Below are 26507 nucleotides of genomic sequence, written 5' to 3'. Positions count from 1 at the left end.
CGCGGGTGCGCCGCTGACTTGCCCGTATAGGTACGGTGGTCCGAAAGGTCCGAGATCAAGTGAGGCGGTAGGTACAGGTGGAGGTCGAGCAGACGGCGCTGCCGGGGATCGGGCTGCGGCACGAGTTCACGACACGGTCCGGACGCCGGATCGGCGTGGTCTCCCACCGGACCGGCCGCCGTGACCTGGTGATCTACGACCCCGACGATCCCGACCGCGCCTGCGAGACCGTGAAGCTGAACGACGAGGAGGCCGACGCGCTGGCCGAACTGCTCGGCGCTCCTCGCATCGTGCAGCGCCTCAACGACCTGCACCGCGAGGTCGAGGGGCTGGTCAGCCTGCAACTGCCGATCCTGCCCGGCTCGCCGTACGCCGGCCGCGCGATGGGGGACGCCCGCGTGCGCACCCGGACCGGCGCCTCCATCGTGGCGATCGTCCACTCGGGGCAGGTGGCCGCCAGCCCCGGACCCGACTTCCCGCTGGCCGACGGTGACGTGGTCGTCGTGGTGGGCAGCCCGGAGAGCACCGCCGCCGTCGCCGACATCCTGTCCAACGGTTAGGCCGGATTGTGCACGAAACGGCAATACTGTTCCTGGAGTTCGGCGCGGTCGTGCTCGGGCTCGGCATCCTCGGGGCGTTGGCCCTGCGCGTCGGCATCTCACCCATTCCCCTCTACCTGATCGCCGGGCTGGCGTTCGGCACGGGCGGCATCCTGCCGCTCGCGACCAGCGAGGAGTTCATCTCCGTCGGCGCCGAACTCGGCGTCATCCTCCTGCTGCTCACCCTCGGCCTGGAGTACAACGCCGACGAACTCGTGACCAGCCTGAAGGGCAACGCCCGCGCGGGAGTCGTGGACGTGGTGCTCAACGCCCTGCCGGGGGCGGCGTTCGCGCTCCTGCTCGGCTGGGGCCCGGTCGCCGCCCTGGCGATGGCCGGCGTCACCTATGCCACGTCGTCCGGCATCACGGCGAAGGTCCTGTCCGACCTCGGCTGGATCGGCAACCGCGAGACGCCGGTGGTGTTGTCGCTGCTGGTCTTCGAAGACCTGACCATGGCCATCTACCTGCCGGTCCTGACGGCCGTGCTGGCCGGGCTGAGCCTGGTCGGCGGCGCGATCACCGTGGCGATCGCGCTGGCGACGGTCAGCGTCGTGCTGGTGGTCGCGCTGCGCTTCGGCAGGCTCATCCAGGCATTCGTCGCCAGCCCGAACTCCGAGGTGCTCCTTCTGAAGGTGGTCGGCCTCGCCCTGCTCGTCGCCGGCATCGCACAGCAGTTACAGGTGTCCGCGGCGGTGGGGGCTTTCCTGGTCGGCATCGCCCTGTCGGGAAAGCTGGCCGAGGACGCCCAGGCGTTGCTCGCGCCGCTGCGGGACCTGTTCGCGGCGGTGTTCTTCGTCTTCTTCGGTCTGCAGACCGACCCGGCGAAGATCGGCCCGGTCGCCGGACTCGCCGCCCTGCTCGCGGTGGTCAGCATGATCACCAAGTTGCTCTCCGGGGCGTACGCCGCCCGCCGGGCGGGCATCGCGCGAGCGGGCTGGGCCCGCGCCGGCATCGCGCTGATCCCCCGGGGCGAGTTCAACATCGTGATCGCCGGTCTGGCGGTCGCGTCCGGGGCCCATCCGGACCTCGGGCCGGTGGCCGCCGCGTACGTGCTCATCCTCGCGGCGTTCGGCCCGCTGGCGGCGCGGCTGGTCCAGCCGTTCATCACCGCCATCGCCAAACGCGCCTGACCGCCGGGAGATCGGGAGCGTGCTCCGGGGGCAGCGGCCTCTGCGTGGCGGATCGCGCCGATCCGGTTCGTTCAGGAGGCGGTGGGGGTGAGGTCGCACCCGAGCTGGGAGTAAAGCTCGAGCTGGTCGAAGTACACGCGGTGGGTGACGATCAAGTCGTCTTCCATCTCGCACGCGGAGCACCCGCGGACGGTGACGCGCCGGCCGGTGGCTTCCAGCGCATGTCCGTTGGGCATCAGGAAGGGCCCCGTGTGCGTGCCGTTCACAGTCCACTCGGTCAGGGCGGGATCGCCGGGCTCGGCCGATTCCCACGGCGTGAAGGCGAGGTCGGGGAACGCGGTGAATATCTGTTCGTAGTGCCACGCGATCTCCTCGTGGCCCTCCGCGACGCCCGCGGGTGAGACGAGGACGGCGTTCGGCCGGAAATGGCGTAACAGGTCGTCCAGGTCGTGCCTGTTGATCGATTCGTATAGCTCGTACAGAAGGTCCGGCAGTTGCCGAGCATCGGACATGCTCGCTCCCCTCGAAGCCATGCAGAGCCCCAAGATATCCAGGCGTATGCAAAGGACTGTTCAAGATCGACTGCGGACTCCGCTCGGCTCGTCGTCCGGTGACGTGATCGCCGCCGGCCGCCGGGGCCTGCTCCCGGGGACGAGGAGGATGAGGGACATGACGAGGGCCGCGGCGGCCAGGAGGGCGCCGGTGCCGAACGCCAGGTGGTATCCCTCGTTGAGCGCGGCCGCGGCGGTGCGGCCGCCGGCCGGCAGGCTCTCCGTGCGGGCCGTGGCCAGCGCGGCCAGAACGGCGAGGCCGAGCGCGCCGCCCGCCTGCGCCGATGTCGCGGTCAGGCCGGACGTGACCCCCGCGTCGGCCGGCGTCACCGTCGACATGGCGAGCGTCATCACCGCGGGCATCGCCAGCCCGACGCCGGCGCCGACGAGGGTCATCATGGGCAGCACGGCCATGACGTACGCCCCGGCGGCGGGAGCGCGGGCGGCCAGGCAGAGGCCCGCCACGATGAGGACGAGACCCGCTGCCAGCACGGCACGCGGACCGACGCGCGTGTTGAGCCGGGCGGAGACGCCGAGCGAGACCGCCGCGAGCGTCACCGGCAGGGGAAGCGAGGCCAGGCTGGTCGCCATGGCGTCGTAACCCAGCACCAGTCGCAGGTAGAGGACGCTGAGGAAGCCGAATCCCGTGATGGCGGCCACCATGAGGACCTGGACGAGGTTCGCCCCGGCGACGTCCCGCGATCGCAGGACGCGCGGGGGCAGAAGCGGGCGGGCCGCCGTCGCCTGGCGTACGGCGAATCCGGCCAGCAGGACCACGGCCACCGCGCCAGGCACCGCCGTGTGCGCGGAGCGCCAGCCGTGCTCGTCCACGGTGACGATCGTGTAGACGCCCAGCATCAGCCCGGCCGTGATGAGCAGGGCCCCGGCGCCGTCCGCCCCCGCGCGGAGCCCGATTCCGCGGTCGGACGCGAGCAGCCGGACGGCCAGCACGGCGACCACCAGGCCGATCGGCACGTTGACGAAGAAGACCCAGCGCCAGCCGGCGGTCTGAGTGATCACACCGCCGGCGACGCCCCCGATGGTGCCGCCCGCGGCGGCGATGGCCCCCGTCCAGCTGAGCGCCTTCGCGATCGCCCGCGGCTCCGTGAAGAGCGTCATGGTGATCCCCATGGCGACGGCGGCGGCCATGGCCCCACCCGCCCCCTGAAGGAACCTTCCGGCCACGAGGATCTCCGAGGTGGGGGACAGGCCGCAGATCAGGGAGGCCGCGACGAAGGTCAGAAGACCGGCCACGAACATGTGCCTGCGGCCGACGAGGTCGCCGAGTCGGCCCGACAGGAGCAGCAGGCCGGCGAAGGCGATCATGTACGCGTTGACCACCCAGGCCAGGCCGGCCTGGGTGAAACCGAGGTCGCCCTGGACGGACGGCAACGCGATGTTCACGACGCCCCCGTCAATGATGATCATCAGTTGGACGGCGCTGAGGACGGCGAACGACGACCAGCGCGCGGTGTGGCCCGGTGGGGGCGTGTCGGTCATGTGCCTGACCGTACGGCGACGCCGGGAGACGCCCCATGCTTATTGATCTTGATTTCATACGTGTTCGTCCTCCCGCGGAGGTTCCGGGGATACGGTGTCCGCATGGATGTCCTCAGTGACGTGATCGCCACGATGAGGACCGGAGAGCCGCGCTCGGCGCTGATCCGCTGGCGGGCTCCCTGGGGCCAGAGCTACCCGCCGGTGCCCGGCGTGGGTTTCCAGGTGGTCCTGCAGGGGTCGTGCTCACTGCTCCCCGCGGAAGGTGCGCCCGTCACGCTCGGAGTGGGAGACGTGGTCTTCCTCGTCAACGGGCGGGGACACGTGCTCGCCGACAGCCCGGCCACCCCGCCTGCCGGGCCCGCCTGCGATCCGTACGACCAGCGGCACGAGCGGCGGTACGCCTCACCGGTCGCGGAAGGCGGGACGGACGACGGGCCGGGGGCGCTCACGGTGACGCTCTGCGGGGCCTACCAGCTCGATCCCGCCCGGGCGCATCCGCTCCTGAGCGATCTGCCGGAGATCGTCCACCTGCCGGCCATGCCGGGACACCACCCGGAGATCCGCGCGGCGGTCGATCTCCTCGGCGCCGAACTGGGCCGGCCCCGGCTCGGCGCGGACGCCCTCGTGCCCGCCCTGCTCGACATGCTGCTCCTCTACATCCTGCGCGCCTGGTTCGCGGAGCAGCCGGCCCGCGGCGTGGTCACCGGCTGGGCCGCCGCGCTCAACGACCCGGCGGTCAGTGCCGCGCTGCACGGCATCCACGGCGAACCGGCACGCCCGTGGACGGTCGAGTCCCTCGGGGAGCAGGCCGGGCTGTCGCGCGCCGCCTTCGCCAAGCGGTTCACCTCGCTGGTGGGCAGGCCGCCGCTCGCCTACCTGACCTGGTGGCGGATGACTGTCGCGGGACGGCTTCTGCGCGACTCCGACGCTCCACTCGGCGCCGTGGGCAGGCAGGTGGGCTACACCTCGGAGTTCGCGTTCGCCAACGCGTTCAAACGCCGGTACGGCATCGCCCCCGGAAGGTATCGGCGCCAGGTCAGGGAATGACCGCGGCCGGGGTCGGCTGACACCCCGGGCCCCCGCCGTGTACGGCACGGCGGGGACCCGGGAGTCATCAGGCTCGGAGACCTCACGGGTGTCCGGGCAACCGGTAGTTCTCATCGAGTGCCGCGCCGCGCTCGGGCTTGTAGAGGTCGTAGCCGCGGGCGTTGCACTGCAGGCCGCCGTTGATGCAGTGGGTGACCAGGGCGGCCAGCGTGGCGGGGTCCCAGGCGTTGAAGAAGTCGTAGTGCCAGGTATAGCCGCGACCGCTGGACAGCCTCACCTGCGACATGTCGCCGTCGGCCGGGAAAGCGATCTTGTATTCGAGCATCGGCACCGCGACCGGGTGCGTCGTCGGGCACTCGCCGTTGACGGGGTAGGCCATGTGGCTCTTGTGGTCGGCGCTGTCGAGGTGCACGCCGTCCCAGCAGCTCGGCGCCTGGTAGCGGATGTTGAGCTGGCTTCCGGCGGGGCAGGAGGCCGGGAAGTCCCAGTTGTGGAAGCTCTCCCCGCACTCCCAGCCTTCGACCGCGCCGGGGGCGCGCTGGAAGTCGGCCTGGGTCGCGGTGGGGCTGCCGACCACGTACCGGAGGCCCTGGGGGAACGGGCGCACGGAGGTGTAGTCGAGCACGCCGGACTTGTAGTAGAGCACCTGCGGGCCGACCGGCACGATGAGCTGGTCACCCTTGTAGACCGGCGGGAACCAGTAGCTCGACTTGTCGGCGGGGACGACGCACGACGTCCCTCCCGCGAGGAGCGACGCCAGCGTCGAGCTCGCGGTGGTCGTCACGTTGCCGACGAACGTGTGCATGTGCGACGCGCCCGGCAGACCGGGGTAGACGATCGGGTCGTCAGGACGGCTCTGGGTCACGCTGCAGTTCGCCTGGAACTCGTGATGGGTGACCAGAGAGGTGTCCGTGGGCGAGGGGGTCGGCGCCGGGGTGCCGCCGGTCCCGTAGACCTTGAACTCCCAGAGGGAGTAGCCGTAGCCGGTGGCTCGGGTGGTGCCGTACAGGCGGATGTAGCGGCCGGTGGCGGTGAGGTTGAGGGTTTGGGTTCCGCCGGTGCCGGTGGTGGTGGAGTAGGCGTCGGTCCAGGTCGTGCCGTTGGGTGAGGTCTGGATTTTGAACGCGGTGGCGTAGGCGGATTCCCAGGTGAGGACCACCTGGCTGATCGTGGCGGTGGCTCCCAGGTCGACCTGCAGCCATTGCGGGTCGCTGAAGGTGCTCGCCCAGCGGGTGCCCGGGTTCCCGTCCACGGCGAGGTAGGCGGCGTAGGCCCCTCCTTCGCTGGACGACGCGGTCGCCTGCCTGCCCTGCGACAGCAGGGAGTCGGCGGCGACCGCGGGGCTGACGATCGCGATGAGGGCCGCGACCGTCGCGGCCACGGCGGCGATGACCAGCCCGAGCCGTAACCGGCCGGGACTGCGGGGTTGGTGCATGTTCTCTCCTCACTACGGGGGGTGCCGGCCGCATGGCGACGGCGAAGGGAGGTGGGAGAGCGCTCTCCACGAGAGTGGACCTGGTTGTCAGGGGTTGTCAAGGAGCCCGTTTCAACTCGGTGAAATTTCCAGTTAATCCGCTCGAAACCGGGAAAACGGGCAAGATTGGCATCCTGACGCCGTCGGCCGTGGTGTCCGCGAGCCCGCGGAACCAGCCCGTGCGCGGAGTCTCCGCCGCCGGCGGGGGCCTCATTGGAGAACGCTCTCCAGCTGACTCCGCGCAGGCGGGGCGGTCCTCGTCGAGGCTCTCGCCGTGGGTGTCCGGGGCCGTCCGCGACGCTCAGGCGGACTGACGGACCACCAGGGAGGGCGGGAAGATGACCGAGGTCACCTGGAAGTCGGAGTCCTCGATATGGGCCAGCAGCAGCCGGGCCATCTCTCCCGCCATGTCCTCCACGGGCTGGCGGACCGTGGTCAACTGCGGACGGGAGGCCGTCGCGGCGCTGCTGTCGTCGAAGCCGATCACCGCGACGTCGTCGGGCACCACGCGGCCGCGTTCGCGGAGCGCCAGGAGCGCCCCCTGCGCCATCAGGTCGTTGGCCGCGAACACCCCGTCGATGTCGGGATGCTCCGCGAGCAGCCGGTGCATGCCCGCCTCGCCGCTGTCATGGGTGAAGTTGCCCTCGACACCCGGGATGTACGGATGACCGTATCTGGCCATGGCGTCCTGGAAGCCGGACAGCCGGTCCTGGCTCGCGCGCACGTCGAAGGGGCCGGAGATCGTCGCCACGCGCCGGCAGCCGCGCGCCACCAGGCGGTCGGCGGCCAGTTCGGCCCCCGCCCGGTGGGACAGGTCGACGTAGCTGATCGGCGTGGGTCTGGCCGGCCGCGCCCACAACACCGCGGGGAGTCCCGCCTCCACGATGAGCCGCGGCAGGGGGTCCTCGCCGTGGGTGGACACGAGCAGTGCGCCGTCCGCGCTGCCCTGTCGCAGGTAGCCGATCACCTGGTCGCGGGCGTGGGCCGTCTCGGCGAACATCAGGACGGGGTGGATCCCCCGAGGGCGGAGGAAGGCCACGGCGCCGCCGGCCACCCGCCCGAAGAACGGATCGGCGAAGACCTGGCTCTCGAACGGTTCCCCGCCCGCGTCGCCGCCGGCCCCCGAGACGACGAGCGCCACCGAGCCGGTCCGCCGTGTGACGAGGGAGCGGGCCGCACGGTTCGGCACGTATCCGGTGGTCGCGATGGCCTGCTGGACGGTCTCCTGGATTTCCGGCGCGACGTTGCGGATGCCGTTGATCACACGGGACACCGTGGCCCGGGAGACTCCCGCCACCCGGGCCACGTCCTCCAGCGTCGGAGTTCCCTGCGCCGGCGGGAGATCCGTACTCATAGGGTCTTTATAACACGAGGTGGAGAGCGCTCTCCGTCCGTGCTCCCGTACCCGTGCCCGCCCGGGTACGGGAGCGGCTACGGGCGAGCCTCTCCGGTGCCCGACACGGTGTCCGACGTGGGGCCCGTCGCGGTGAGCGTCGTTGTGTCCGTCACTGTCGCCGTCGTGGCGCTGAGGGGGAGGTCCCCGGCGGATCGGCCCGCGAGAACACGGAAGGCCCCCGGCTCGGTGCGCCAGGCCCGATCCTCGACGGACCAGTGCTGGACGGCGCGCGCCTGGACGGGGACCGCGACCTCGGTCTCCTCGCCCGGCCCGGCCTCGGCGACGGCGTATCCGGCCAGCCACCGCGCGGGCCGTTCCACCTCGCTCCCGGGCCGGGAAAGGTAGACCTGCACCACCTCGCGCCCCGCCCGGTCGCCGGTGTTGCGCAGCCGTACGGTGACGGTGAACGGCCGCCCGGGCTCGACCTCCGCCGGCGCGCCCAGGGCCTCGTACGACCAGGACGTGTAGCCGAGCCCGTGGCCGAACCAGTAGGCCGGGGCGTCGTTCGTGCGCGCCCACGCCCGGTGACCGATGTGCGGGCCCTCGGCGTAACGGAGCACGCCGTCCACCGGCGTCGTGCCGGCGACGGCCTCATCGGCCCAGGTCGTGGGCAGGCGGCCGCCAGGCTCCGCCGTGCCGAGGAGGACGTCGGCCAGCCCGTCCCCGCCCTCCTGCCCGGGGAACCAGCTCAGCAGGACGGCGGGGACCTGCTCCCGCCACGGCAGGGCGACCGGCCCGCCGGAGTTCACGATCACGATGGTGTTCGGGTTGGCCTCCGCCACGGCGCGGACGAGATCGCCCTGCCTGCCGGGCAGGTCGAGGGACTCGCGGTCGCGTCCCTCGCTCTCGACCGCCTCGTCGGTGCCGACGACGACCACCGCGACGTCGCTGTCACGCGCGAGCGCCACGGCGGCGGCGAGTTCGTCGTCGTCGCTCAGACGGGGCGGGTCCATGGCGAGCGCCGAGGCGCGCCCGGTGCCGCGGTCGAGCCGTCGCCGCGCGACCAACTCGACCTCGCGGCCCGGTTCGAGGTCCACCTCCGCGCGCCGGTAGGGAGGGGACAGGTGGACGGTCGCCGGATCGGCGGTGTCGAGCGCAACGTCGGCGTCGACGACGAGACGCCCGTCCACGGCGAGCGAGACATGGCCCCACCCTCCGACGGCGACGCTCCACCGCCCGCCGACGTCCGGGCGCACGAGAGCGCGTATCTCGACGGTGCGGGCCCCGCGGACGGGCGCGGATTCGAGGATTTTCCCGGTGAGCCTGCGCTCGGCGTGGAGTTCGTCACCTGAGGCGTCGAGCAGCCGCACCAGCACGCCGGGCTCGCCGCTCCTCGGGTCGCGGGTGCCGGCGGTTCCCACGGGCGTCGGGAGATCGCTCGGATGCGCCCCTGCCGCGTGGGTCACCTCGGCTCTGCCTGCCAGTGCGGCGCGGACACCTTCCAGCGGGGATATGGCCGAAGCCGGGTACACCCCCGCGCTGCCGCCGCCCTGGATGCGGGCGACGGCCGCGTTCGGCCCGAGCACCGCGACCCTGCGCAGCCGCCCCGCGTCGAGCGGAAGAAGGCCGCCCTCGTTGCGGAGCAGCACCGTGCCCGCACTCACGGCACGGCGCAGCAGCGTACGGCCGGCCTGCTCCTCCGGGCGGGTCTCTCCGGGCGCGCCTTCGGCGAGCGCGCCGAGCGAGGCGGAGCCGGAAGCGGGCGAGCCGGCCGAAGCGGCGCCATCGGCGAGCGCGCCGACCCGGACGGCGAGTCGCAGCAGGCGGCGCACCTTGTCGTCGATCACCGGCTCCGGCACGTCGCCGGACCGGACGGCGGACGCGAGCGCGTCGCCCCAGTGCTCGTTGGGGCCCGGCATGGCGAGATCCTGGGCGGCCAGTGCGGACGCCACCGTGGACCGCACCGCCCCCCAGTCGGACACCACCACCCCGTCGAAGCCCCACTCGCCCTTGAGGGGCTCGGCCAGCAGGGCGTTCTCCGACATCGTCGCGCCGTTCACTCCGTTGTAGGCCGACATCACCACCCACACCCCCGCGTCGACCGCGGTCTCGAACGGTGCGAGGTACACCTCGCGGAGGGTCCGCTCGTCCACGTGGGCGTCGAGGGTGAGCCGCTCGGTCTCGGAGTCGTTGGCGACGTAGTGCTTGGCCGTCGCGGCCACGCCCCCTGACTGCACGCCGCGCACGAAGGCCGCGCCGATCCGCCCCGTCAGCAGCGGGTCCTCCGAGAAGCATTCGAAGTGGCGCCCGCCGAGTGCGGATCGGTGCAGGTTCAGCGTGGGCGCGAGCAGGACGTCGACACCCTTGCGCCGCGCCTCGCCGGCCAGCAGCGCGCCGAGCCGCGTGACGAGGTCGTCGTCCCAGGTGGCGGCCAGTGCCGTGGCGGATGGGAGCGTCAACGACGTGTCGCGCTCGTCCCAGCCCTCGCCGCGCACACCGGCGGGGCCGTCCGAGGTCGCCATGGAACGCAGCCCGATGTCCGGTTCCGCGCCCGTCCGCCATACGGTCGCGCCGGTGAGCAGCCGCACCTTCTGGTCGAGGTCCAGCTTTTCCACCAGGTGGTCGAGCTCGTCGTCGGTCACGCGAACCCCTTCGTCTCTTCGGAGCGTTGTAGGAGAGCGCTCTCCATCGTTACAGCGTCGACGCGGCGGTGGCGGCCTGTCAATGGTGGAGACCGAGGCGTGGCCTGGGGCGACATGCCACGCCGGCCGACCCGGTTCCGGTAATCGTTGCCGTCTGCCCGGGATGCCGGTGCGGATCGGGGCTCCGGGTGCCCGTCCCGTGATGCCGCAGTCGTTTCCGGAATGTCAGCGGAGGGTTTCGGGCGGACGGGAAGGGACTTGACAGGTGTCTGTCATCGGTCCACTCTCCACTGGAGAGCGCTCTCCCATCTCCTGCCATGTCCTCGCACGGGTACGGCAGGCACCCCCCGGTAGTGAGGAGAGGTCGTGCTTCCATCTCGTAGTCCAGGCCGTCCGCGGTCAGGCCTGGTCATCGCCACGCTGGCCGCCGTGCTGGCCGCCGTGATCGGGGTCGCCTCCGCGCTCGTGGGCCCGGCCTTCGCGGCGGACGCGTTGTTGTCGCAGGGGAAGTCGGTGACCGCGTCGTCGAGCGAGGGCGCCGGCTACTCCGCCGCGTTCGCCGTGGACGGGAACCCGGGCACCCGCTGGGCGAGCACCTTCAGCGACCCGCAATGGCTGCAGGTCGACCTGGGAGCCACCGCCACGATCAGCCAGGTGGTCCTCACCTGGGAATCCGCCTACGCCACCGCGTTCAAAATCCAGACCTCACCCAACGGCACGACCTGGACCGACGCCTACTCCACCACCACCGGCACCGGCGGAACCCAAACCCTCAACCTCACCGCCACCGGCCGCTACGTCCGCCTGTACGGCACCACCCGAGCCACCGGCTACGGCTACTCCCTCTGGGAGTTCCAGATCTACGGCACGAGCGGGACGACGCCCCCCTCCCCGACGCCTTCACCGAGTCCCTCCGCGAGTCCCTCCGCCGGATGCGATTCCGCGAACGCGGCCCTCGGACGGCCGGCGACGGCGTCCTCGACCGAGGGCGCGGGCACTCCCGCCTCGGCCGCCTTCGACGGCAACGCGACCGGCACCCGCTGGGCCAGCGCGTACAGCGACCCGCAGTGGCTCCAGGTCGACCTGGGCTCGTCCCAGCAGATCTGCCGGATCGTCCTGACCTGGGAGACCGCCTACGCGACCGCGTTCAAAATCCAGACCTCCGCCGACGGATCGACCTGGACCGACGCCTACTCGACGACGAGCGGCACCGGCGGCACCCAGTCCCTCGACGTGTCGGGCACCGGCCGCTACCTGCGCGTATACGGCACCGCCAGGGCCACCGGCTACGGCTACTCCCTCTGGGAGGTCGTGGTGAACACCGGCACGGGCGGCGGCACCGGCCCCGGCACCGGTGACTGGACCGAGGTGTGGAAGGACGACTTCGACGGCCCGGCCGGCACGTCTCCGTCGGCCGCCAACTGGATCCTCCGTACCGGAACGCAGTTCCCGGGCGGCGCGGAGAAGTGGGGGACCGGTGAGGTCGAGACGGCCACCGCGTCGACCGCCAACGTCTTCCTCGACGGCGCCGGACGGCTCAACATCAAGGCGATCAAGGACGGCGCCGGCAACTGGACGTCGGGGCGCGTGGAGACCCAGCGCACCGACTTCGCCGCACAACCCGGCGAGCAGGTCAGGTTCACCGCGAGGCTGAAGCAGCCCGACGTCGCCGACGCGATGGGCTACTGGCCGGGCTTCCGCGCCACGGGGGCGGCCTACCGCGGTGTCTACACGAACTGGCCCGGCGTCGGCGAGACCGACATCATGACCGACGTCAACGGCCGCAGCCAACTGTCCAACACCTTGCACTGCGGCACCGCCCCCGGCGGCGCGTGCAACGAGTACGACGGCAGGACCAGCGGGTTCGCGACCTGTGCGGGATGCCAGACGGGCTACCACGAATACACCCAGGTGATCGACCGCAGCACCACCGACGAGCAGATCCGCTTCTCCCTCGACGGCGTGCAGACGTGGGTCGTCCGCGAGAGCCAGGTCGGCGTCACCGCGTGGCAGGCGGCGGTCCACCACGGCTTCTACCTCAGGTTCGACCTGGCGATCGGCGGTTCGCTGCCGAACGCCCTCGCGGGCTTCACCACGCCCACCGCCACCACGACCTCCGGCGGCGTCCTGAGCGTCGAGTCGGTCTCGGTGTCGAAGAAGACCGGTTCCGCGCCGGCCGCCATGACCGATCCGGCCACGCCCGCGGGACCGAGCAACGTCCGGGTCACCGGCGGCCAGGGCAACTGGCAGTTGTCGGTGAACGGCCAGCCGTACGAGATCCGGGGTCTGACCTACGGCCCGCCGCAGGCGGCGGCGGACGGATACATGCGCGACCTGAAGTCCATGGGCGTCAACACGATCCGCACCTGGGGGGTCGATGACGCGGCCACGCCGACGTTGCTGAACAGGGCCGCCCAGCAGGGCATCAAGGTGATCGTCGGGCACTGGCTCAACCAGGGCGCCGACTACGTCAACGACACCGCGTACAAGACGAGCGTGAAGAACGAGATCGTCGCGCGGGTCAACACGCTCAAGGGGTACCAGGGCGTTCTCCTGTGGGACGTCGGCAACGAGGTCATCCTCACCATGCAGGACCACGGCCTGCCGGCCGCCGAGGTCGAGGCGCGCCGCGTCGCGTACGCGAAGTTCGTGAACGAGGTGGCCGTGGCGATCCACGCCGCCGACCCCAACCATCCCGTGACCTCCACCGACGCCTGGACCGGTGCCTGGCCCTACTACAAGGCGTACGCCCCGGCGCTCGACCTGCTCGCGGTGAACTCCTACGGCGCGATCGGCGGCGTCAAGCAGGCCTGGATCGACGGCGGGTACACCAAGCCCTACATCCTGACCGAGGGCGGCCCGGCGGGGGAGTGGGAGGTGCCCGCGGACGTCAACGGAGCACCGACCGAGCCGACCGACCTGCAGAAACGAACCGGTTACACCGCGAGCTGGAATGCCATCAAGGCGCATCCGGGAGTGGCCCTCGGCGCGACCGAGTTCCACTACGGCCTGGAGAACGACTTCGGCGGCGTCTGGCTGAACACCTTCACCGGCGGATGGCGGCGCCTGGGCTACTACGCGCTCAGGCAGGCCTACACCGGTCAGCCGGCTCCCAACACGCCGCCGGAGATCACCGCCATGACCGTGGGCTCGCAGACCGCCGTCCCAGCGGGCGGGCAGTTCACCGTCAGCGTGTCGGCCGCCGATCCGCAGGGGGACGCGATCCGCTACAACCTGATGATGAGCGACAAGCACATCAGCGGCGGCACCGGCTTCCGGCACGTCCGGTTCACCCAGACCGGCCCCGGTCAGTTCTCGGTGACGGCGCCGCAGCAGATGGGCGTGTGGAAGGTGTACGTCTACGCCTACGACGGGCAGGGGAACGTCGGCATCGAGCAGAAGTCGTTCCGCGTCGTGCCCCCGCAGGTCGCCGGCACCAACGCGGCCGTCGGCAGGCCCACCACCGCGTCGACCTACCAGGCGACCGGCGACGGCGGGCCGTTCGATCCCGGCAGGGCCACCGACGGCAGCTTCACGTCCCGCTGGGCGAGTGAGTGGAGCGACCCGCAGTGGCTGCAGGTCGACCTCGGGCAGACGACGGCGATCAAGCACGTCCAGCTCGGCTGGGAGTCCGCGTACGGCAGGGCGTACCAGATCCAGACCTCGGCCAACGGTGTCGACTGGACCACGCGTCTACTCGACCACGACAGGCGACGGCGGGTTCGACGATCTCGACCTGACCGCCTCGGCCAGGTACGTCCGGCTCAACCTCACCCAGCGCGGGACGGCGTACGGCTACTCGCTCTGGGAATTCGGGGTTTACAAGTAGCACGCGAGAGAACAGACGTGATCCCCGGCCGCCGGTATCTCATCGGGCAGGCGGCGGCCGGGGATCACTATTGAAGATCAGAGCAGGTGGCCTGGCTCAGGCGGCGAGGCCGAAGAGGCCGCCGCCGGCGATGGACGTGATGCCGATGAGACCGGTCCGGATGCCGGCAGGAGTGTTGCGGTCGGTGGTGCTGCCGTCGCCGAGCTGGCCGACCGAGTTGAGTCCCCAGGTGTTGACGGGGCCGTTGGTCAGATAGGCGATGCTGTAGTTGTCGCCGGCGGCGATGAGCGCGACATCGCTCAGGACGCCGACGCCGCCTGGACCGAGCACGGTGACCGGGGTGGGGCTGTCGACGCCGGTGACGCCGTTGCCGAGCTGGCCGAAGCTGTTGTTGCCCCAGGCTCGGACGGCGCCGCTGATGAGCAGCGCCAGTGTGTGATCGCCGCCTCCCGCGACGGACTTGACGCCGCTGAGCACGCCGACGCCGCCGACTCCGACCACGGTGACCGGGGTGGGGCTGCCGGGACTCACGCTGCCGTTGCCGAGCTGACCCTCGGCATTGTCACCCCACGTCCTTACCGTGCCGTCGTTGAGCAAGGCGACGCTGTGGTTGTCGCCGGCGGCGATGGCCTTGACGTTGCTGAGCACGCCGACGCCGCCTGGACCGAGCACGGTGACCGGTACGGGGCTGTTGCCGCCGGTGACGCCGTTGCCGAGCTGGCCGGAGCTGTTGTCCCCCCAGGCCTTGACGGTGCCGTTGGCCAGCAGCGCCAGGCCGTGGTCCTGCCCGGCGGCGACGGCGACCACGCCGGTCAGGCCGGTGACCGGTGCGGGCAGCGGGTTGTCCGGGTCGACCATGCCGTTGCCGAGCTGGCCGAAGTCGTTGTCTCCCCAGGCCTGGACGGTGCCGTCGCCCAGCCTCGCGAGGTTGAAGTCGTCGCCTGCGGCGATGGAGCGGACGCTGAGCAGGCCGGTCACGGTGCCGGGCGTCGGGTGGTCGATGGTGGTGCCGTCGCCGAGCTGGCCGTTGTTGTTGTCTCCCCAGGCCTCGACGGTGCCGTTGGCCAGCAGGGCCAGGCTGTGGTTGAGGCCGCCGGCGACGGCGGTGACGTCTGCCGCCGTCACCCCGGCCGCCGTCACGGGCGTGTGCCGGTCAGTGGTCGTGGCATCGCCGAGCTGGCCGTTGTCGTTGTCGCCCCAGGTCTTGACCCGTAGCGGTTGTGCCGCAGCGGAAGGCAGCGCCCCCGCGCCGACCATCAGAGCCGTCAACGCGACCCCGACCGCCGCAGCCGCCGCAGCCGCCGCGCGACGCCGATTCCCCGGAATCGCACCCGAAAGTGAATTCATTACTCATCCCCGAAAGACATCGAACAGGCCGTCGACGGCGCATTTCCCGCCGCTTGCGGATTGGAAGATGATCGGGACGTTATCAGAATGATCGACCACGCCCGAGAACAGAACACCGGAGTGATACACGCGTCGCTCCGTCGAGCCGGACGAAACCAGTCCCATTCCGCACCTATTGCCGGAATATGCGCATTCTATCCCTCAGAAAGACATTGCATATGCCGCTTGCGGCGCCTTTCCCGCCAATCGTGGATTCGAAGATGAGCGGGACGCCATCAGAATGGGCGCACCATACCGGGTAACCGACCGCACCTGTCGGAATACGCCTTCTGTATTCGAGCGGGAGAAGCCATCCCTATTCTTGGCCCAAGATATGCGTCGCCGAATGTCCTCGTCAATGCTCCAGCTACACGAAGCGATTTCACGTGTTCCGCTCACGGGCGGATCGCCCGCGCGGGTGAGGAGGGTTCGTCGTGGGCCCGATGCGGCACTGGGCGGAGGACGGAAATCGCGCCGGTGCGGAAGGGAAATACGAGAAAAGCACGTGCGCTCCCGCCCGGAGGGGCGGGAGCGCACGTCAGGACGTCAGCGTGTGAAGGTCACACGATGAGGCTGTGGTAGTCGCCGCCGTCGATGGAGGTGATTCCGATCCGGCCGGTCCTGATGCCGGTGGGCACGAGCCGGTCGATGACGCTGCCGTCGCCGAGCTGGCCGTTGGTGTTGTCTCCCCACGTCGTGACCGGACCGGCGCCCGGGTAGGCCAGGCTGTGGTTGCCGCCCGCGGCGATGAGGTTGACGTTGGTCAGGGCCAGGACGGCCACCGGAGTGAGCCTGTCGGTGGTGGTGCCGTCGCCGAGCTGGCCGCTCGAGTTGTCGCCCCAGGACCTGACGGTGCCGGTGTTGAGCTGGGCCAGACTGTGGAAGCTGCCGGCGGCGATGGACGTGGCTCCGGCCAGGCCGGAGACGACGACCGGGGTCGAGCTGCCCATGAGAGTGCCGTTGCCGAGCTGGCCTTGGGAGTTGTCGCCCCATGCGCGGCCGGCGCCGGTGCTGAGCAGGGCCAGACTGTGCTGGCCGCCCGCCGCGATGTCCGAGACTCCGGTCAGTCCGAGGACGGTGACCGGGACCGGGCTGTCCACGCCGGTGCCGTTGCCGAGCTGACCGAAGGCGTTCTGGCCCCAGGCCCGTACGGTGCCGTCGCTCAGCAGAGCCAGGCTGTGGAATGTGCCGGCCGAGATCGCGACCACATTGGTCAGGCCGACCACCTGGACCGGAATGGACCGGTCGGTGATGGTGCCGTCGCCGAGCTGGCCGAACTGGTTGTCGCCCCAGGCCCAGACGGTGCCGTTGCTCAGCAGGGCCAGGCTGTGCAGCCCCCCGGCCGCGACCGCGGTCACGCCGAGCAGGTTGGCGACGGTGCCCGGTGTCGAGTGATTGATGAGGGTGCCGTCGCCGAGCTGGCCGTCGCTGTTGCTGCCCCAGGCCTCGACCGTTCCGTTGGACAGCCGGGTCAGGCTGTGGCCGCCTCCTCCGGAGACCTGTGTGACCTCCGCGTCGGTCGCGCCCGCCGCGGTGACCGGCGTGTGCCGCTCCAGGAGCGTGGCGTCACCGAGCTGGCCGGAGGCGTTCAAGCCCCAGGTCTTCAGCCGGGTCGCCTGGGCGGACGCGGGCTGCGAGGCGGCGCCGGCGAGCAGGGCCGCCAGCGTCACCGCCGCCGCGGTGACCGTGAGCCCGCGCTTTTTGGTCGGAAATGAAAGCATATTGTTTTCCCCCGAAAGACATATGACTGCATCGGCGACGCCTTTCCCGTCGCTGGTGATGGAATTGGACGGTGAACCGCACGCTATCAGGATGTGGACACGATGCCGGAGAACCAACCACTACCGATAGTCGTGCCGCCGAGGCACGAATAGTGCGAATAATTCAAGGGCCACAAAAGCTCCTTGGCTCCCATCTATGGCGCACATAAGTTGTTTTCAGCTGAAGATAGATTATTACTGTTCAAAACGCGAGCGCTCCCGTCCGGTTGGTGACGGGAGTGCGTGAATCAGTGTCAGTCCTGACGCGTCAGCCGCGGTACATGGCACCGGGGGCAGGGATTGGAACACGCAGCCCCGCCCCTGATGGGGCGGGGCTGCGGTGGATCAGAAGGTGAGCTTTCCGGCTAGGCGGCGGCGAGACTGTGGTTGCCGCCGCCGGCGATGGATGTGATGCCGATGAGGCCGGTCCGGATGCCGATGGGTGTGTTGCGGTCGGTGGTGGTGCCGTCGCCGAGTTGCCCTGAGGCGTTGCTGCCCCAGGTGTTGACGGGGCCGTTCGTCAGGTAGGCGATGCTGTGGATGTCGCCGGCGGCGATGAGTGCGACGTCGCTCAGGACGCCGGTTCCGCCGACTCCCAGGACGATGACCGGGGTGGGGCTGTCGGGGCCGGTGATGCCGTTGCCGAGTTGCCCTGATCCGTTGTTGCCCCACGCGCGGACGGTGCCGTTGTTCAGCAGCGCGAGAGCATGGCGGCCGCCGCCGGTGATCGCCTTGACGTTGCCGAGCACGCCGACTCCGCCGACGCCGACGACGGTGACCGGGGTGGGGCTGTTGGGGCTCAGGACACCGTTGCCGAGCTCACCTTCGGTGTTTCTTCCCCAGGTTCGGACGGTGCCGTCGTTGAGCAGGGCGATGCTGGAGTTGTCGCCGGCGGCGATGGCCTTGACGTTGCTGAGCACGCCGACGCCGCCGACTCCGAGCACTGTGACCGGGACGGGGCTGTTGCCGCCGACGCTGCCGTTGCCGAGCTGGCCGGTGCTGTTGCTGCCCCAGGCCTTGACGGTGCCGTTGGCCAGCAGTGCCAGGCCGTGGTCCTGGCCGGCCGCGATGGCCACCACTCCGGACAGACCGGTGACCGGTGCGGGCAGCGGATTGTCCGGGCCCACGGTGCCGTTGCCGAGCTGACCGAAGTCGTTGTCTCCCCAGGCCTGGACGGTGCCGTCGCCCAGCCTCGCCAGGCTGAAGTCGTCGCCTGCGGCGATGGAGCGGACGCTGAGCAGGCCGGCCACGGTGCCGGACGTCGGGTGGTCGGTGGTGGTGCCGTCGCCGAGCTGACCGTCGGCGTTGTGGCCCCAGGCCTCGATGGTTCCATTGGCCAGCAGGGCCAGGCTGTGGTTGAAGCCGCCGGAGACCGCGGTGACTTCTGCCGCCGTCACCCCGGCCGCCGTCACGGGTGTGTGCCGGTCAGTGGCCGTGGCGTCGCCCAGCTGTCCAAATGGGTTGTCGCCCCAGGACTTGACCCGGATCGCCTGTGCCGCCGACGCGGTCGACGGCGAGGTGCCCACAATCAGGGCCGCGAACGTCACCCCCGCCGCCATTGCTGTCAGGGCACGTTTTGTGGTCGGAAACAAAAGCATAATTTTTTCCCTGAAAAGATATATTACTGGATCGGTGACACCTTTTCCGTCACTCCCGATGGAATTGGACGGCGACTGGCACGCTACCAAGATGTGGACACGAAGTCGGAGGACCGGCCCACTTACCGATAGTCGTGTCGCGGCAGATATAAATAAGATGAACGATTTATTTGTGCTAAATAGAACCAATTAAACTGGCGGATAGTGTTAGAAAGCTGTTTGTGGCGCGAAATCGCATTATTTTCGGCCAAACAGCGCGTGCTCCCGCCTCCATGCGGGCGAGAGCACGCGGGAGAGCCTGAGACTCACACGATGAGGCTGTGGCCGAAGTCGGCGGAGATGGAGGTGATTCCGATACGCCCGGTTCGGATGCCGGTGGGCACGGTCCGCATGGTGGTGGTGCCGTCGCCGAGCTGGCCGTCGATGTTGAGCCCCCAGGCTCTGGCGGTTCCGTTGTTGAGCAGGGCAAGGCTGTGGAACCCGCCCCCGGAGACCTGAACGGAGGCGCCCGTCTCTCCAGCGACCGTTACCGGCGTGTGCCGATCAGTGGTCGTGGCGTCGCCGAGCTGGCCCGAACCGTTGAGACCCCAGGACTTCATCCGAAGCGCCTGGGCCTGTTCGCCCCTTGCCGCAGACGCGGGTTGCGCCACGGTTGCCGGAGATCAGCGCCACCAATGGTCATATTAAATTCGAGACGGGCGAATTGCCGCTCTGGCAACTCCGGCAAATCGGCATTGGGGGGCGTTGAAAATCAACCCGAAATGCCATAGGCATGTCCAAATATGACAAGATCGGGAAAGGTCGGAATTAAGCGTTCGACTTTTGTGTCGGCGTAGCATCTATTTGCCGTCATTGAATATGCCCTCGGGTGTTTACGTTTCTCGGGCGGGTATCCCCTGACCGCATCGCTCACTGCGGTGAACCCGGAAATCCCATTCTCACTTTGGAGGGAAATCAATTGATTTCTCGTAGGAGTCGGTCGACTTCGGACCCGCGTACCACCGGCCGCCTGCTGATGTGGGCCGTCGCGACGACGGTGGCCTGTGGAGCCGTGGGCCTGTCAGGTTCGATGGCCGCCGACGCCGACACCGCCATGACGAAGGCCGCCCCCGCCGGTCAGCAGGACGGGGAACCGTGGCTCGACACGTATGGCGTAGCCGGTCTGCCGGCGCCGTTCGCCCTCAACCCGGTGGTCTTCACTGTGACGACCAACGGCGGCGTCCCGTGGGTCTACGACCCGCGGGAGCCGTCGGGGCAGCCGAGGTGGCAGAACCTTCGAAGGGTTCCGGGCAGCCAGGGCGGCAACGTCATCAACATCTCCGTCGCCCAGGGCGACAACTCGCTGTCTCCCGTGGTCGGGACGACCCAGTCTCTGAAGATCACCGCGCGAACCGGTTCCGGTCTCTTCTCCACCACGTGCGGCATCGCGGCCGTCGGCATGAATACGGTGTTCCCCACGGCGGGATCCTTGACCAACTGCAGCGCATGGGCGGCCATGCCTTCCAGCACCCCCTGATGCCCGAATCGAGGGAATGACGACGCCGCACCTCGAGCCGTCTGTCCTGGCTTGCGGAGCCGATCGTCAATTGGGCTGGATGTCAGTCATCGTGCACGTGGCCTCGCCGATGCAGGCCACGTGCACGATTCGATTCGGGGTTCCAAGGAGCGCTGCGGCTGAGACCAAGCCGGTCTCGGCCGCTCGGGGGGCGTGTGGTTGGGTCGTCCCTGTGATGGGGGAAACGCTCGGACTGATCGCCGTGGGCCTGGCGGCCGGAGTGGTCAGCACGGTGGTGAGCCTGGCGTCGATCGTCTCCTATCCGGCGTTGCTGGCCTTCGGCATTCCGCCGCTCAGTGCGAACGTCACCAACACCGTCGCGCTGATGTTCACCGGTCTGGGCGCGGCCGCGGGGTCACGGCCCGAGCTCGCCGGGCAGGGCCGTCTGGTCCTGCGCCTGGGATGGGTCACCGCACTCGGGGGTGCGGCCGGGGCGGCGCTCCTGCTCGCGACGCCGGCGGAGACGTTCGAGGCGATCGCACCGTTCCTGATCGCGGGTGCGTCCGTCCTGCTGCTGCTCCGCCGCTGGCGGCCGGGGCACGTACGGCTCGGCGGGGAGAACGGCCGCGCGTTGCGCGTCGCCCTGTTCGCGGTGGCGGTCTATCTCGGGTATTTCGGAGCCGCGGGCGGGATCCTCATGCTGGCGGTGCTCGGCGCGGCACTCGACCAGGTACCCGCACGGGTCAACGCCGTGAAGAACATCGTGTCCGCCCTCGCGAACGGCGTCGCCGCGATCGGATTCGCGCTGTTCGGACCTGTGCGGTGGACGGCGGTCGCGCCGCTCGCGCTGGGCTTCCTCATCGGGGGCTGGCTCGGCCCGGCGATCGCGCGGCGCCTTCCCGGGCAGGCGCTCAGGATCGTCGCCGCCCTCTGCGGTCTCGGAGTCGCCGCCAAGCTCGCCTTCGACGCGTTCACCGTCTGAGCGGCCGGCCACCCCGGCTCGCCGGCCTCGGCGACGCGAGGCCGCCTATCCCGGCTCGCCGGCCTCGGCCACGCGTGCGCGCAGACGGTCCCGGACCTCCTCGGGTGTGTAGGCCCGCCGCCGCCGTTCCGCCCGGACGACCACGACACCGGTTGCCGCCACGCCCGCGAAGGCCGCGAGTCCGAGCACCTTCCACCACCGCATGTGCCTAGGCTACTGCTGTGCCGGATATGCGGATAAGTCTCGATGAGGCCGTGGAGCTCAGCCGTACGGGAGACGTCTGGGTCTTCCGCGGACGCACGGTGCCGGACCGGGCCATCCAGATGACGACCAACAGCCCCGTCAACCACGTGGGCATGGCCGTCGTCATCGAGGACATGCCGCCGCTCATGTGGCATGCGGAACTCGGCCGCTCGCTGCCCGACATGTGGTCGGGCACCCACCAACGAGGTGTGCAGCTCCACGACATGCGGGAGGCCGTCCGCGTGTGGGCCGACAGATACGGCCAGCGGGCGTGGCTGCGTCAACTCGAGCCGCCCGCGTCGCGGTCGATGGAGGACGCGGCGCTGCGCGTGATCGCCCGGCTGGACGGCACGCCCTTCCCCTCGACGGCCCAGCTCGCCGGCAGATGGCTGCGCGGGCGGCTGCCCAACTTCCTGCGCGGTGACACCGCCCTCGAGACGGCGTACTGCGCCGAGGTCGTCGCGCTCACCTATGAGGCCATGGGACTGCTTCCCAGCGGTCGCCGCCCGAACTGGTACGACCCCGGCCGGTTCTGGAGCGGCGACGACCTCGACCTGCTCGGGGGAGCGCGGCTCGGCGGTGAGATCGCGGTCGAGATCCCGCCCGCTCCGGCCTCCCCGGCCGCCTCCATCACGCCCTAGCCAAGATTTCACGGAAGCGGTCAACCTTCCGCCCGTGTAGTGCGTCAGGACTAGGCATCGTTCGTACAGACGCAAGATGGCAGGGCCCATGCCTACTCCTGATTTCCGAGGCGATGGCCTCGACGGTCTCCCCGAACAGGGCCTGCGGGCCCGCCGTGCGCTCGACGCGGTGCGCCGCCAGGGCCCGGAAGCGGTGGAGGAGGAGACGCTCCGGATGAAATCCGAACTGGTCCGGCTGTACGGATGGGAGGGCTACCAGCGGGTCATCTCCAAGATGGAGAGCGACCTGGCCCGGCTGTACGAACGGCCCGCGCCGTAGCGGACGTCGCTCGCCGCCTTCCGGATCCGGTATCACGCGGTGACCCTGCGCGGGCTCCTCGGCCTGCCGAGGCCCGCGAACCGGTATGCGGCGCCCTGCGGAGGGAGCCCGATGAAAAGATCAGCGGGAGCGGTTCGCCGATAACATCGGCGGCGGAACGGACGGCTACCCGATGGAGCGACGATGACGCGACCCCTTCCCGGCGCGAACGGCCACGCGGAACTCCGGAACCTCGTCATCGGCGGATACACACCGGACACCGGCGGCTCGGGGCCCGGGCTGACCCGTGTGCGCGTGGACGCGGCGGGCCGGATGGAGGCCGTCGCACGGACGGCCGTGCCCGGTCCTTCGTTCGTCACCGCGCATCCCCGGCTGCCCCTGCTCTACGCGGTGCTCGAGCGGGAGGCGGGCGGCGTGGCGGTGTTCGCTGACGACCCCGACGGCCCCCGACTGCTCGCCGAGCACTCCAGCGGCGGCTCCTTCCCCTGCCATGTCGCCACGGACCCGGCCGGGGCCTGGCTCGCCGTGGCCAACTACGGTGACGGGACCGTCGCGGTCTTCCGGCTCGCGGCGGACGGCATGCCCGAGCCCGAGCCCCTGCTGTTCCCCAACGAGGGACACGGCCCCGACCCGGAGCGGCAGGAGGGACCACACGCCCACCAGGCCGTCTTCGGCCCGGACGGCGTGCTCCACGTGAGCGACCTCGGCACCGACGAGATCCGGCGCTTCCTGCCCGACATGACCCCCCACCCCGCCGGTCCCGTGCGGCTGACTCCCGGGAGCGGGCCGCGGCACTTCCTCCATCACGAGGGCCACTGGTACGTCGCCGGAGAGCTGGACGGGATGGTCGGGGTCTACGACGGCGACTGGCACGAGGTCGCCCGGGTGCCCGCCAGCGAGAGCGGCACAGGCGACCATCCCTCGCACATCGCGGTCTCCGAGGACGGCCGCCATCTCTACGTCGCCAACCGGGGGCCGGACACCGTGACGACCTTCGCGTTCGACGGCGCGCTGCCGGTCCGCGTCGCCGAGGTGCCGGGGGGCGGGGTCTGGCCGCGTCACTTCGCCCTCGACGGCGACCGGCTCTACGTGGCCAACCAGCGGTCGGATGCGATCGCCGTCCTCACGCTGGAGGATGGGATCCCCACACCGAGCGGTACGACCCTCGAAGCCGGCAGCCCCTCCTGCGTCCTCATGCGCTGAAGGAGGCCACCGGGTGTCCCGGCGCGTCGCCGCGTGTCCCGGCGCGCCTCAGGGGATGAGCGCGACGCCTCCGACGATCCAGGCCTTGTCGGGCCGCGAGGCGGCGACGGTGCTGTCGGGCCGCCACTGCCGGATGTAGACGAGGCCGGGGTCGACCAGTTCGGTGCCGTCGAAGAAACGCATCACGTCCTCGCGCTTGCGCGGCGCGTCGTCCGCGTTGGGCACGATGCGGCGGAACGCCTCGACGATCGGGCCCACCAGGTCGGGACGGGCGTCGAAGACGGCGTGGCCGATGGCGAGGTGGCTTCCCCGCGCGACGTGGTCGCGCAGGTAGGCGACGCACTTGTACGGGTCGCTCACGTCCGGGAGGTACTGCAGGCGGGCGGGGATCAGCAGCCCGACCGGCTTGTCGAAGTCGATCAGGCGGCGGATGTCGGGGTTGTCGAGCATCTCGGCCGGCTGGAGGATGTTGCCCTTCACGACGCCGGTGTTGGGGTTGGTCGCGAGTATCGCGCGTCCGTGCGTCAGGACGACGGGGTCGTCGTCGACGTACACGACCCGGGCGTCGGGGATCAGGGACTGGGCGACCTCGTGGGTGTTGCGCTGCGTCGGCAGACCGGAGGCCACGTTGACGAACTGCTTGATCCCCTGGTCGACGAGGTAGTGCACCGCACGTTCCAGGAAGTCCCTGACCTCGGTGGCCATGAGTCTGATCTCGGGCGCGATCGTGAGCAGCCGCTCGGCGAGCTCCCGGTCGGCGGCGAAGTTGTCCTTGCCGCCGAGCAGATAGTCGCTCATGCGGGCGATGTTGGCCGTGCTCGTGTCGAAACCCGCCACACCGCGCCGCTCCGCGCCACCCACAGCAGCCTCCTTGCCGTTGACTGTGCCTTGACGATTATTGCTTAACAAATATCGTTTTGTGCCCACATAACGCTGGTTAATCCCACCAGAACGACCATGCGTTCTGTCCGACGATCTCTTCGGCGTAGTCCACGAGCGTTCCCGGGCCCTGCAGGAGGCTGTCCGGGCAGAAGGTCCAGTGCTCCGCCGCGACGCGGAGCGCGTGGTCGAGGGTCGCCGGGGGAGCCGCGATGCTCAGGTCCAGCGTGTTGAAGCCGAGGCCGACCACGCGCGCCCCGAACCGTTCCTCCCAGCTGCGCACGACGGCGGCGAGCGGCACCGTCCACTCGTTGTGGTGCAGCGCGCCCTGCCAGCCGATGGCGACGAGCGCGTCCGCCCCCCGGTCCACCGCCGCCAGGCCGAGGGGAGTCCTGCGCTCGGCCACGACCCCGGCGTACCAGTCGGCGACGACGTCCGGGTGCGCGACCGCCTCGCCGGGTTCCGCCAGTCCCGGGCAGTCGTCTCCGAACGGCGCCAGGTCCACCTCTCTGTTGGTGAGGTCGCCCCATGTCTCGGCCATGAACCCCGCGGCCGTGTAGTGGCCGATCTCCGTGACGGAGTCGGGGGCGATCTGCCCGGCCGACCAGGGCTGCACGCCGTCCTCCAGCAGCACCGGCCACAGTCCCGACCGTTGGTGCTCGCTCCGCAGCAGGGCCCACAACCCGGCCTGAACCGGTGCGTCGCTGAGCCAGAACGACGGCCGGTGATGCGTCCGCAACGTGTCGTACTCGGGATCCGGCCACACGAGGGAGCCGGACGGGAGGTCGACGCCGAACGCCCGCCCGTCGCCTCCGTCGCCGAACAGCAACTCCAGGTCGAGCGGAAGCTGCTGTAGCTCGTGATCCGCCATGCGTCAATAATGTCGGACCTTGTGCGGAGATGCCCGGCGAGGGCCGACTCCCTATGCCAAGTCGAGCCGGCAGAGCCCCTCGGCGATGACCTTCGTGGTCAGACGTGTACGGCTGTCGCAGCCCAGTTTGGCGAAGATGTGCTCCAGATGGGTCGTCACCGTCCGCACGCTGAGCACGAGCGCGGCGGCGATCTGCGGGTTGGAGTCGCCTTGGGCGACCCCGGGTGAGCACCTCGACCTCCCTGACCGTCAGGTCGTAGGGGAGCTCGCACGGGCGCTCCGCGATGACGGCGCCCTGGATCGCGCCGAGGAACCCGACGCCGGCCCGATGGATCCGCACCTCCCGCCACCGGCCGTCCCCGTCCAGCCAGAGCCCCCGGCGGGACAGCTCACGTGAGTCGATGAAGGACCTGGCCAGCTCCGCCATGGCGGGCTCGGACGCGAGCACCTCCGACGGGGGCCGGCCGGCGACGTCCCTGCGTCGCCCGCCGCGCTCGAAGGCGGCCGCGCGGAAGCCCGGCGGCAGCCCGAGCGGGTCGATGACGCACCGGGTCAGGTCGGTGAGGTGGGCGAGCGCGGGCGAGACGGCGGCGACCACCGCGCCCGTCTCCGGCGGGAGGTCCTCGCGCGAGCCGAGATGGAGCAACCCGGTGTAGCGGCCCTCGCTCAGGAACAGCGGTGCGGTGATCCCGGCACGCCAGCCGTACGGCTCGAGATGGCGGCGGAAGTAGCGCTCGGTGCCGGGGGAGCCCATGGCGAGCGGCTCCCTGAGGTCCATGGCCCTGCGATAGGGCGCCAGGCGCGCGTACTCCTCGGCGGCGTCGTCGTCCACCCGCCCGTACCCCTCGCACACCAAAGAGCGGTGGCGGCCGGTCGCCGGGTCGAACCCGACGAACTCATAGGCCTCCACCGGGATGACCTCGCGCAGCGCGGCCATCGCACCGTGCGCCCCCTGCCGGGCCACCTGGAATCCCAGCTCCGCGAAGGCCTGGAGGTGGCGCGCGCTCAGGCTGATCCGTTCC

The 26507-nt window shown here is 70.3% G+C and carries 23 protein-coding genes; 10 read left to right on the top strand and 13 right to left on the bottom strand.

The window, feature by feature from the left end; all coding sequences use genetic code 11:
- Window positions 1–77: 77 nt before the first annotated feature.
- Both Psi02_RS32520 and Psi02_RS32515 read left to right on the top strand, forming a co-directional pair.
- Entirely contained in the window at window positions 78–560 is a 483-nt protein-coding gene (locus tag Psi02_RS32520; protein ID WP_203979666.1) for a cation:proton antiporter regulatory subunit, read from the top strand.
- Between the two features lie 8 nt (window positions 561–568).
- Window positions 569–1729, top strand: a complete 1161-nt coding sequence (locus tag Psi02_RS32515) for a cation:proton antiporter (RefSeq protein WP_203979665.1) — start codon at window positions 569–571, stop codon at window positions 1727–1729.
- A 71-nt stretch (window positions 1730–1800) separates the two neighbouring features.
- On the opposite strand, the gene Psi02_RS32510 is transcribed toward Psi02_RS32515, so the two are convergent.
- Both Psi02_RS32510 and Psi02_RS32505 read right to left on the bottom strand, forming a co-directional pair.
- The gene (locus Psi02_RS32510; RefSeq protein ID WP_203979664.1) at window positions 1801–2241 is read right to left on the bottom strand and encodes an ester cyclase; all 441 of its coding nucleotides are present in this window, start codon (window positions 2239–2241) and stop codon (window positions 1801–1803) included.
- 60 nt (window positions 2242–2301) lie between these two features.
- Entirely contained in the window at window positions 2302–3780 is a 1479-nt protein-coding gene (locus tag Psi02_RS32505) for an MFS transporter (RefSeq protein ID WP_203979663.1), read from the bottom strand.
- 102 nt (window positions 3781–3882) lie between these two features.
- Between Psi02_RS32505 and Psi02_RS32500 the strand changes: the two genes are divergently transcribed.
- Window positions 3883–4827 (top strand): AraC family transcriptional regulator, encoded by a 945-nt coding sequence (locus tag Psi02_RS32500; protein ID WP_203979662.1) that lies wholly within the window; start codon window positions 3883–3885, stop codon window positions 4825–4827.
- A gap of 82 nt (window positions 4828–4909) precedes the next feature.
- On the opposite strand, the gene Psi02_RS32495 is transcribed toward Psi02_RS32500, so the two are convergent.
- The 3 genes from Psi02_RS32495 to Psi02_RS32485 form a co-directional block, all read right to left on the bottom strand.
- Complete coding sequence (locus Psi02_RS32495; RefSeq protein WP_203979661.1) at window positions 4910–6262, bottom strand: DUF1996 domain-containing protein; 1353 nt, start codon at window positions 6260–6262, stop codon at window positions 4910–4912.
- 340 nt (window positions 6263–6602) lie between these two features.
- Entirely contained in the window at window positions 6603–7655 is a 1053-nt protein-coding gene (locus Psi02_RS32490) for a LacI family DNA-binding transcriptional regulator (protein WP_203979660.1), read from the bottom strand.
- A 77-nt stretch (window positions 7656–7732) separates the two neighbouring features.
- The gene (locus tag Psi02_RS32485; protein ID WP_203979659.1) at window positions 7733–10279 is read right to left on the bottom strand and encodes a glycoside hydrolase family 3 C-terminal domain-containing protein; all 2547 of its coding nucleotides are present in this window, start codon (window positions 10277–10279) and stop codon (window positions 7733–7735) included.
- 366 nt (window positions 10280–10645) lie between these two features.
- On the opposite strand from Psi02_RS32485, the gene Psi02_RS32480 reads away from it, so the two are divergent.
- A complete protein-coding gene (locus Psi02_RS32480; protein WP_239095357.1) occupies window positions 10646–14182 on the top strand; it encodes a discoidin domain-containing protein in 3537 nt (1178 codons plus the stop codon).
- 22 nt (window positions 14183–14204) lie between these two features.
- On the opposite strand, the gene Psi02_RS32475 is transcribed toward Psi02_RS32480, so the two are convergent.
- The 4 genes from Psi02_RS32475 to Psi02_RS32460 form a co-directional block, all read right to left on the bottom strand.
- Window positions 14205–15455 carry an RCC1 domain-containing protein gene (locus tag Psi02_RS32475; protein ID WP_203979658.1) on the bottom strand — a complete coding sequence of 417 codons (1251 nt, stop codon included), beginning with the start codon at window positions 15453–15455 and terminating at the stop codon, window positions 14205–14207.
- A 599-nt stretch (window positions 15456–16054) separates the two neighbouring features.
- Window positions 16055–17215, bottom strand: coding sequence for an RCC1 domain-containing protein (locus Psi02_RS32470; protein WP_203979657.1), 1161 nt, complete (start codon window positions 17213–17215; stop codon window positions 16055–16057).
- Between the two features lie 404 nt (window positions 17216–17619).
- Window positions 17620–18813, bottom strand: a complete 1194-nt coding sequence (locus Psi02_RS32465) for an RCC1 domain-containing protein (protein ID WP_203979656.1) — start codon at window positions 18811–18813, stop codon at window positions 17620–17622.
- Between the two features lie 344 nt (window positions 18814–19157).
- Complete coding sequence (locus tag Psi02_RS32460; RefSeq protein ID WP_203979655.1) at window positions 19158–19451, bottom strand: RCC1 domain-containing protein; 294 nt, start codon at window positions 19449–19451, stop codon at window positions 19158–19160.
- 452 nt (window positions 19452–19903) lie between these two features.
- Here Psi02_RS32460 and Psi02_RS32455 point away from each other — a divergent pair, with 452 nt between their 5' ends.
- Window positions 19904–20368: a hypothetical protein gene (locus Psi02_RS32455; protein WP_203979654.1), complete on the top strand. Its 465-nt coding sequence runs from the start codon at window positions 19904–19906 to the stop codon at window positions 20366–20368.
- Between the two features lie 214 nt (window positions 20369–20582).
- Window positions 20583–21329 carry a sulfite exporter TauE/SafE family protein gene (locus tag Psi02_RS32450; RefSeq protein WP_203979653.1) on the top strand — a complete coding sequence of 249 codons (747 nt, stop codon included), beginning with the start codon at window positions 20583–20585 and terminating at the stop codon, window positions 21327–21329.
- A gap of 45 nt (window positions 21330–21374) precedes the next feature.
- Here the strand turns inward: Psi02_RS32450 and Psi02_RS32445 are convergent, their stop codons facing one another.
- Complete coding sequence (locus tag Psi02_RS32445; RefSeq protein ID WP_203952037.1) at window positions 21375–21533, bottom strand: hypothetical protein; 159 nt, start codon at window positions 21531–21533, stop codon at window positions 21375–21377.
- Between the two features lie 26 nt (window positions 21534–21559).
- On the opposite strand from Psi02_RS32445, the gene Psi02_RS32440 reads away from it, so the two are divergent.
- The 3 genes from Psi02_RS32440 to Psi02_RS32430 all read left to right on the top strand — a co-directional run bounded on the left by Psi02_RS32440 (window position 21560) and on the right by Psi02_RS32430 (window position 23735).
- A complete protein-coding gene (locus Psi02_RS32440) occupies window positions 21560–22213 on the top strand; it encodes a hypothetical protein (RefSeq protein ID WP_203979652.1) in 654 nt (217 codons plus the stop codon).
- 88 nt (window positions 22214–22301) lie between these two features.
- Window positions 22302–22532 carry a hypothetical protein gene (locus tag Psi02_RS32435; protein WP_203979651.1) on the top strand — a complete coding sequence of 77 codons (231 nt, stop codon included), beginning with the start codon at window positions 22302–22304 and terminating at the stop codon, window positions 22530–22532.
- Between the two features lie 183 nt (window positions 22533–22715).
- The gene (locus Psi02_RS32430) at window positions 22716–23735 is read left to right on the top strand and encodes a lactonase family protein (protein WP_203979650.1); all 1020 of its coding nucleotides are present in this window, start codon (window positions 22716–22718) and stop codon (window positions 23733–23735) included.
- Window positions 23736–23783: 48 nt separating this feature from the next.
- Here the strand turns inward: Psi02_RS32430 and Psi02_RS32425 are convergent, their stop codons facing one another.
- From Psi02_RS32425 to Psi02_RS40370, 3 genes are all read right to left on the bottom strand, one after another.
- The gene (locus Psi02_RS32425) at window positions 23784–24596 is read right to left on the bottom strand and encodes an SAM-dependent methyltransferase (protein WP_203979649.1); all 813 of its coding nucleotides are present in this window, start codon (window positions 24594–24596) and stop codon (window positions 23784–23786) included.
- 76 nt (window positions 24597–24672) lie between these two features.
- Window positions 24673–25485 carry a DUF4253 domain-containing protein gene (locus Psi02_RS32420; protein WP_203979648.1) on the bottom strand — a complete coding sequence of 271 codons (813 nt, stop codon included), beginning with the start codon at window positions 25483–25485 and terminating at the stop codon, window positions 24673–24675.
- Window positions 25486–25536: 51 nt separating this feature from the next.
- Window positions 25537–25644 (bottom strand): helix-turn-helix domain-containing protein, encoded by a 108-nt coding sequence (locus Psi02_RS40370; protein WP_239095356.1) that lies wholly within the window; start codon window positions 25642–25644, stop codon window positions 25537–25539.
- Between the two features lie 125 nt (window positions 25645–25769).
- Between Psi02_RS40370 and Psi02_RS40365 the strand changes: the two genes are divergently transcribed.
- Window positions 25770–26141 (top strand): hypothetical protein, encoded by a 372-nt coding sequence (locus Psi02_RS40365; RefSeq protein WP_239095355.1) that lies wholly within the window; start codon window positions 25770–25772, stop codon window positions 26139–26141.
- Window positions 26142–26507 lie beyond the last annotated feature (366 nt).

The organism is Planotetraspora silvatica (assembly GCF_016863315.1).
Lineage (GTDB): Bacteria > Actinomycetota > Actinomycetes > Streptosporangiales > Streptosporangiaceae > Planotetraspora > Planotetraspora silvatica.
The sequence above is the reverse complement of the archived record's forward strand: the minus strand, read 5'-3'. Positions and strand labels throughout refer to the sequence as shown.

Excerpts from the sequence above, each read along its gene's own strand:
- Psi02_RS32510 (WP_203979664.1), bottom strand. The coding sequence starts at position 2,241 with ATGTCCGATGCTCGGCAACTGCCGGACCTTCTGTACGAGCTATACGAA.
- Psi02_RS32505 (WP_203979663.1), bottom strand. The coding sequence starts at position 3,780 with ATGACCGACACGCCCCCACCGGGCCACACCGCGCGCTGGTCGTCGTTC.
- Psi02_RS32500 (WP_203979662.1), top strand. The coding sequence starts at position 3,883 with ATGGATGTCCTCAGTGACGTGATCGCCACGATGAGGACCGGAGAGCCG.
- Psi02_RS32495 (WP_203979661.1), bottom strand. The coding sequence starts at position 6,262 with ATGCACCAACCCCGCAGTCCCGGCCGGTTACGGCTCGGGCTGGTCATC.
- Psi02_RS32490 (WP_203979660.1), bottom strand. The coding sequence starts at position 7,655 with ATGAGTACGGATCTCCCGCCGGCGCAGGGAACTCCGACGCTGGAGGAC.
- Psi02_RS32475 (WP_203979658.1), bottom strand. The coding sequence starts at position 15,455 with ATGAATTCACTTTCGGGTGCGATTCCGGGGAATCGGCGTCGCGCGGCG.
- Psi02_RS32470 (WP_203979657.1), bottom strand. The coding sequence starts at position 17,215 with ATGCTTTCATTTCCGACCAAAAAGCGCGGGCTCACGGTCACCGCGGCG.
- Psi02_RS32465 (WP_203979656.1), bottom strand. The coding sequence starts at position 18,813 with ATGGCGGCGGGGGTGACGTTCGCGGCCCTGATTGTGGGCACCTCGCCG.
- Psi02_RS32460 (WP_203979655.1), bottom strand. The coding sequence starts at position 19,451 with ATGAAGTCCTGGGGTCTCAACGGTTCGGGCCAGCTCGGCGACGCCACG.
- Psi02_RS32450 (WP_203979653.1), top strand. The coding sequence starts at position 20,583 with ATGGGGGAAACGCTCGGACTGATCGCCGTGGGCCTGGCGGCCGGAGTG.
- Psi02_RS32445 (WP_203952037.1), bottom strand. The coding sequence starts at position 21,533 with ATGCGGTGGTGGAAGGTGCTCGGACTCGCGGCCTTCGCGGGCGTGGCG.
- Psi02_RS32440 (WP_203979652.1), top strand. The coding sequence starts at position 21,560 with ATGCGGATAAGTCTCGATGAGGCCGTGGAGCTCAGCCGTACGGGAGAC.
- Psi02_RS32435 (WP_203979651.1), top strand. The coding sequence starts at position 22,302 with ATGCCTACTCCTGATTTCCGAGGCGATGGCCTCGACGGTCTCCCCGAA.
- Psi02_RS32430 (WP_203979650.1), top strand. The coding sequence starts at position 22,716 with ATGACGCGACCCCTTCCCGGCGCGAACGGCCACGCGGAACTCCGGAAC.
- Psi02_RS32420 (WP_203979648.1), bottom strand. The coding sequence starts at position 25,485 with ATGGCGGATCACGAGCTACAGCAGCTTCCGCTCGACCTGGAGTTGCTG.
- Psi02_RS40365 (WP_239095355.1), top strand. The coding sequence starts at position 25,770 with ATGACGGCGCCCTGGATCGCGCCGAGGAACCCGACGCCGGCCCGATGG.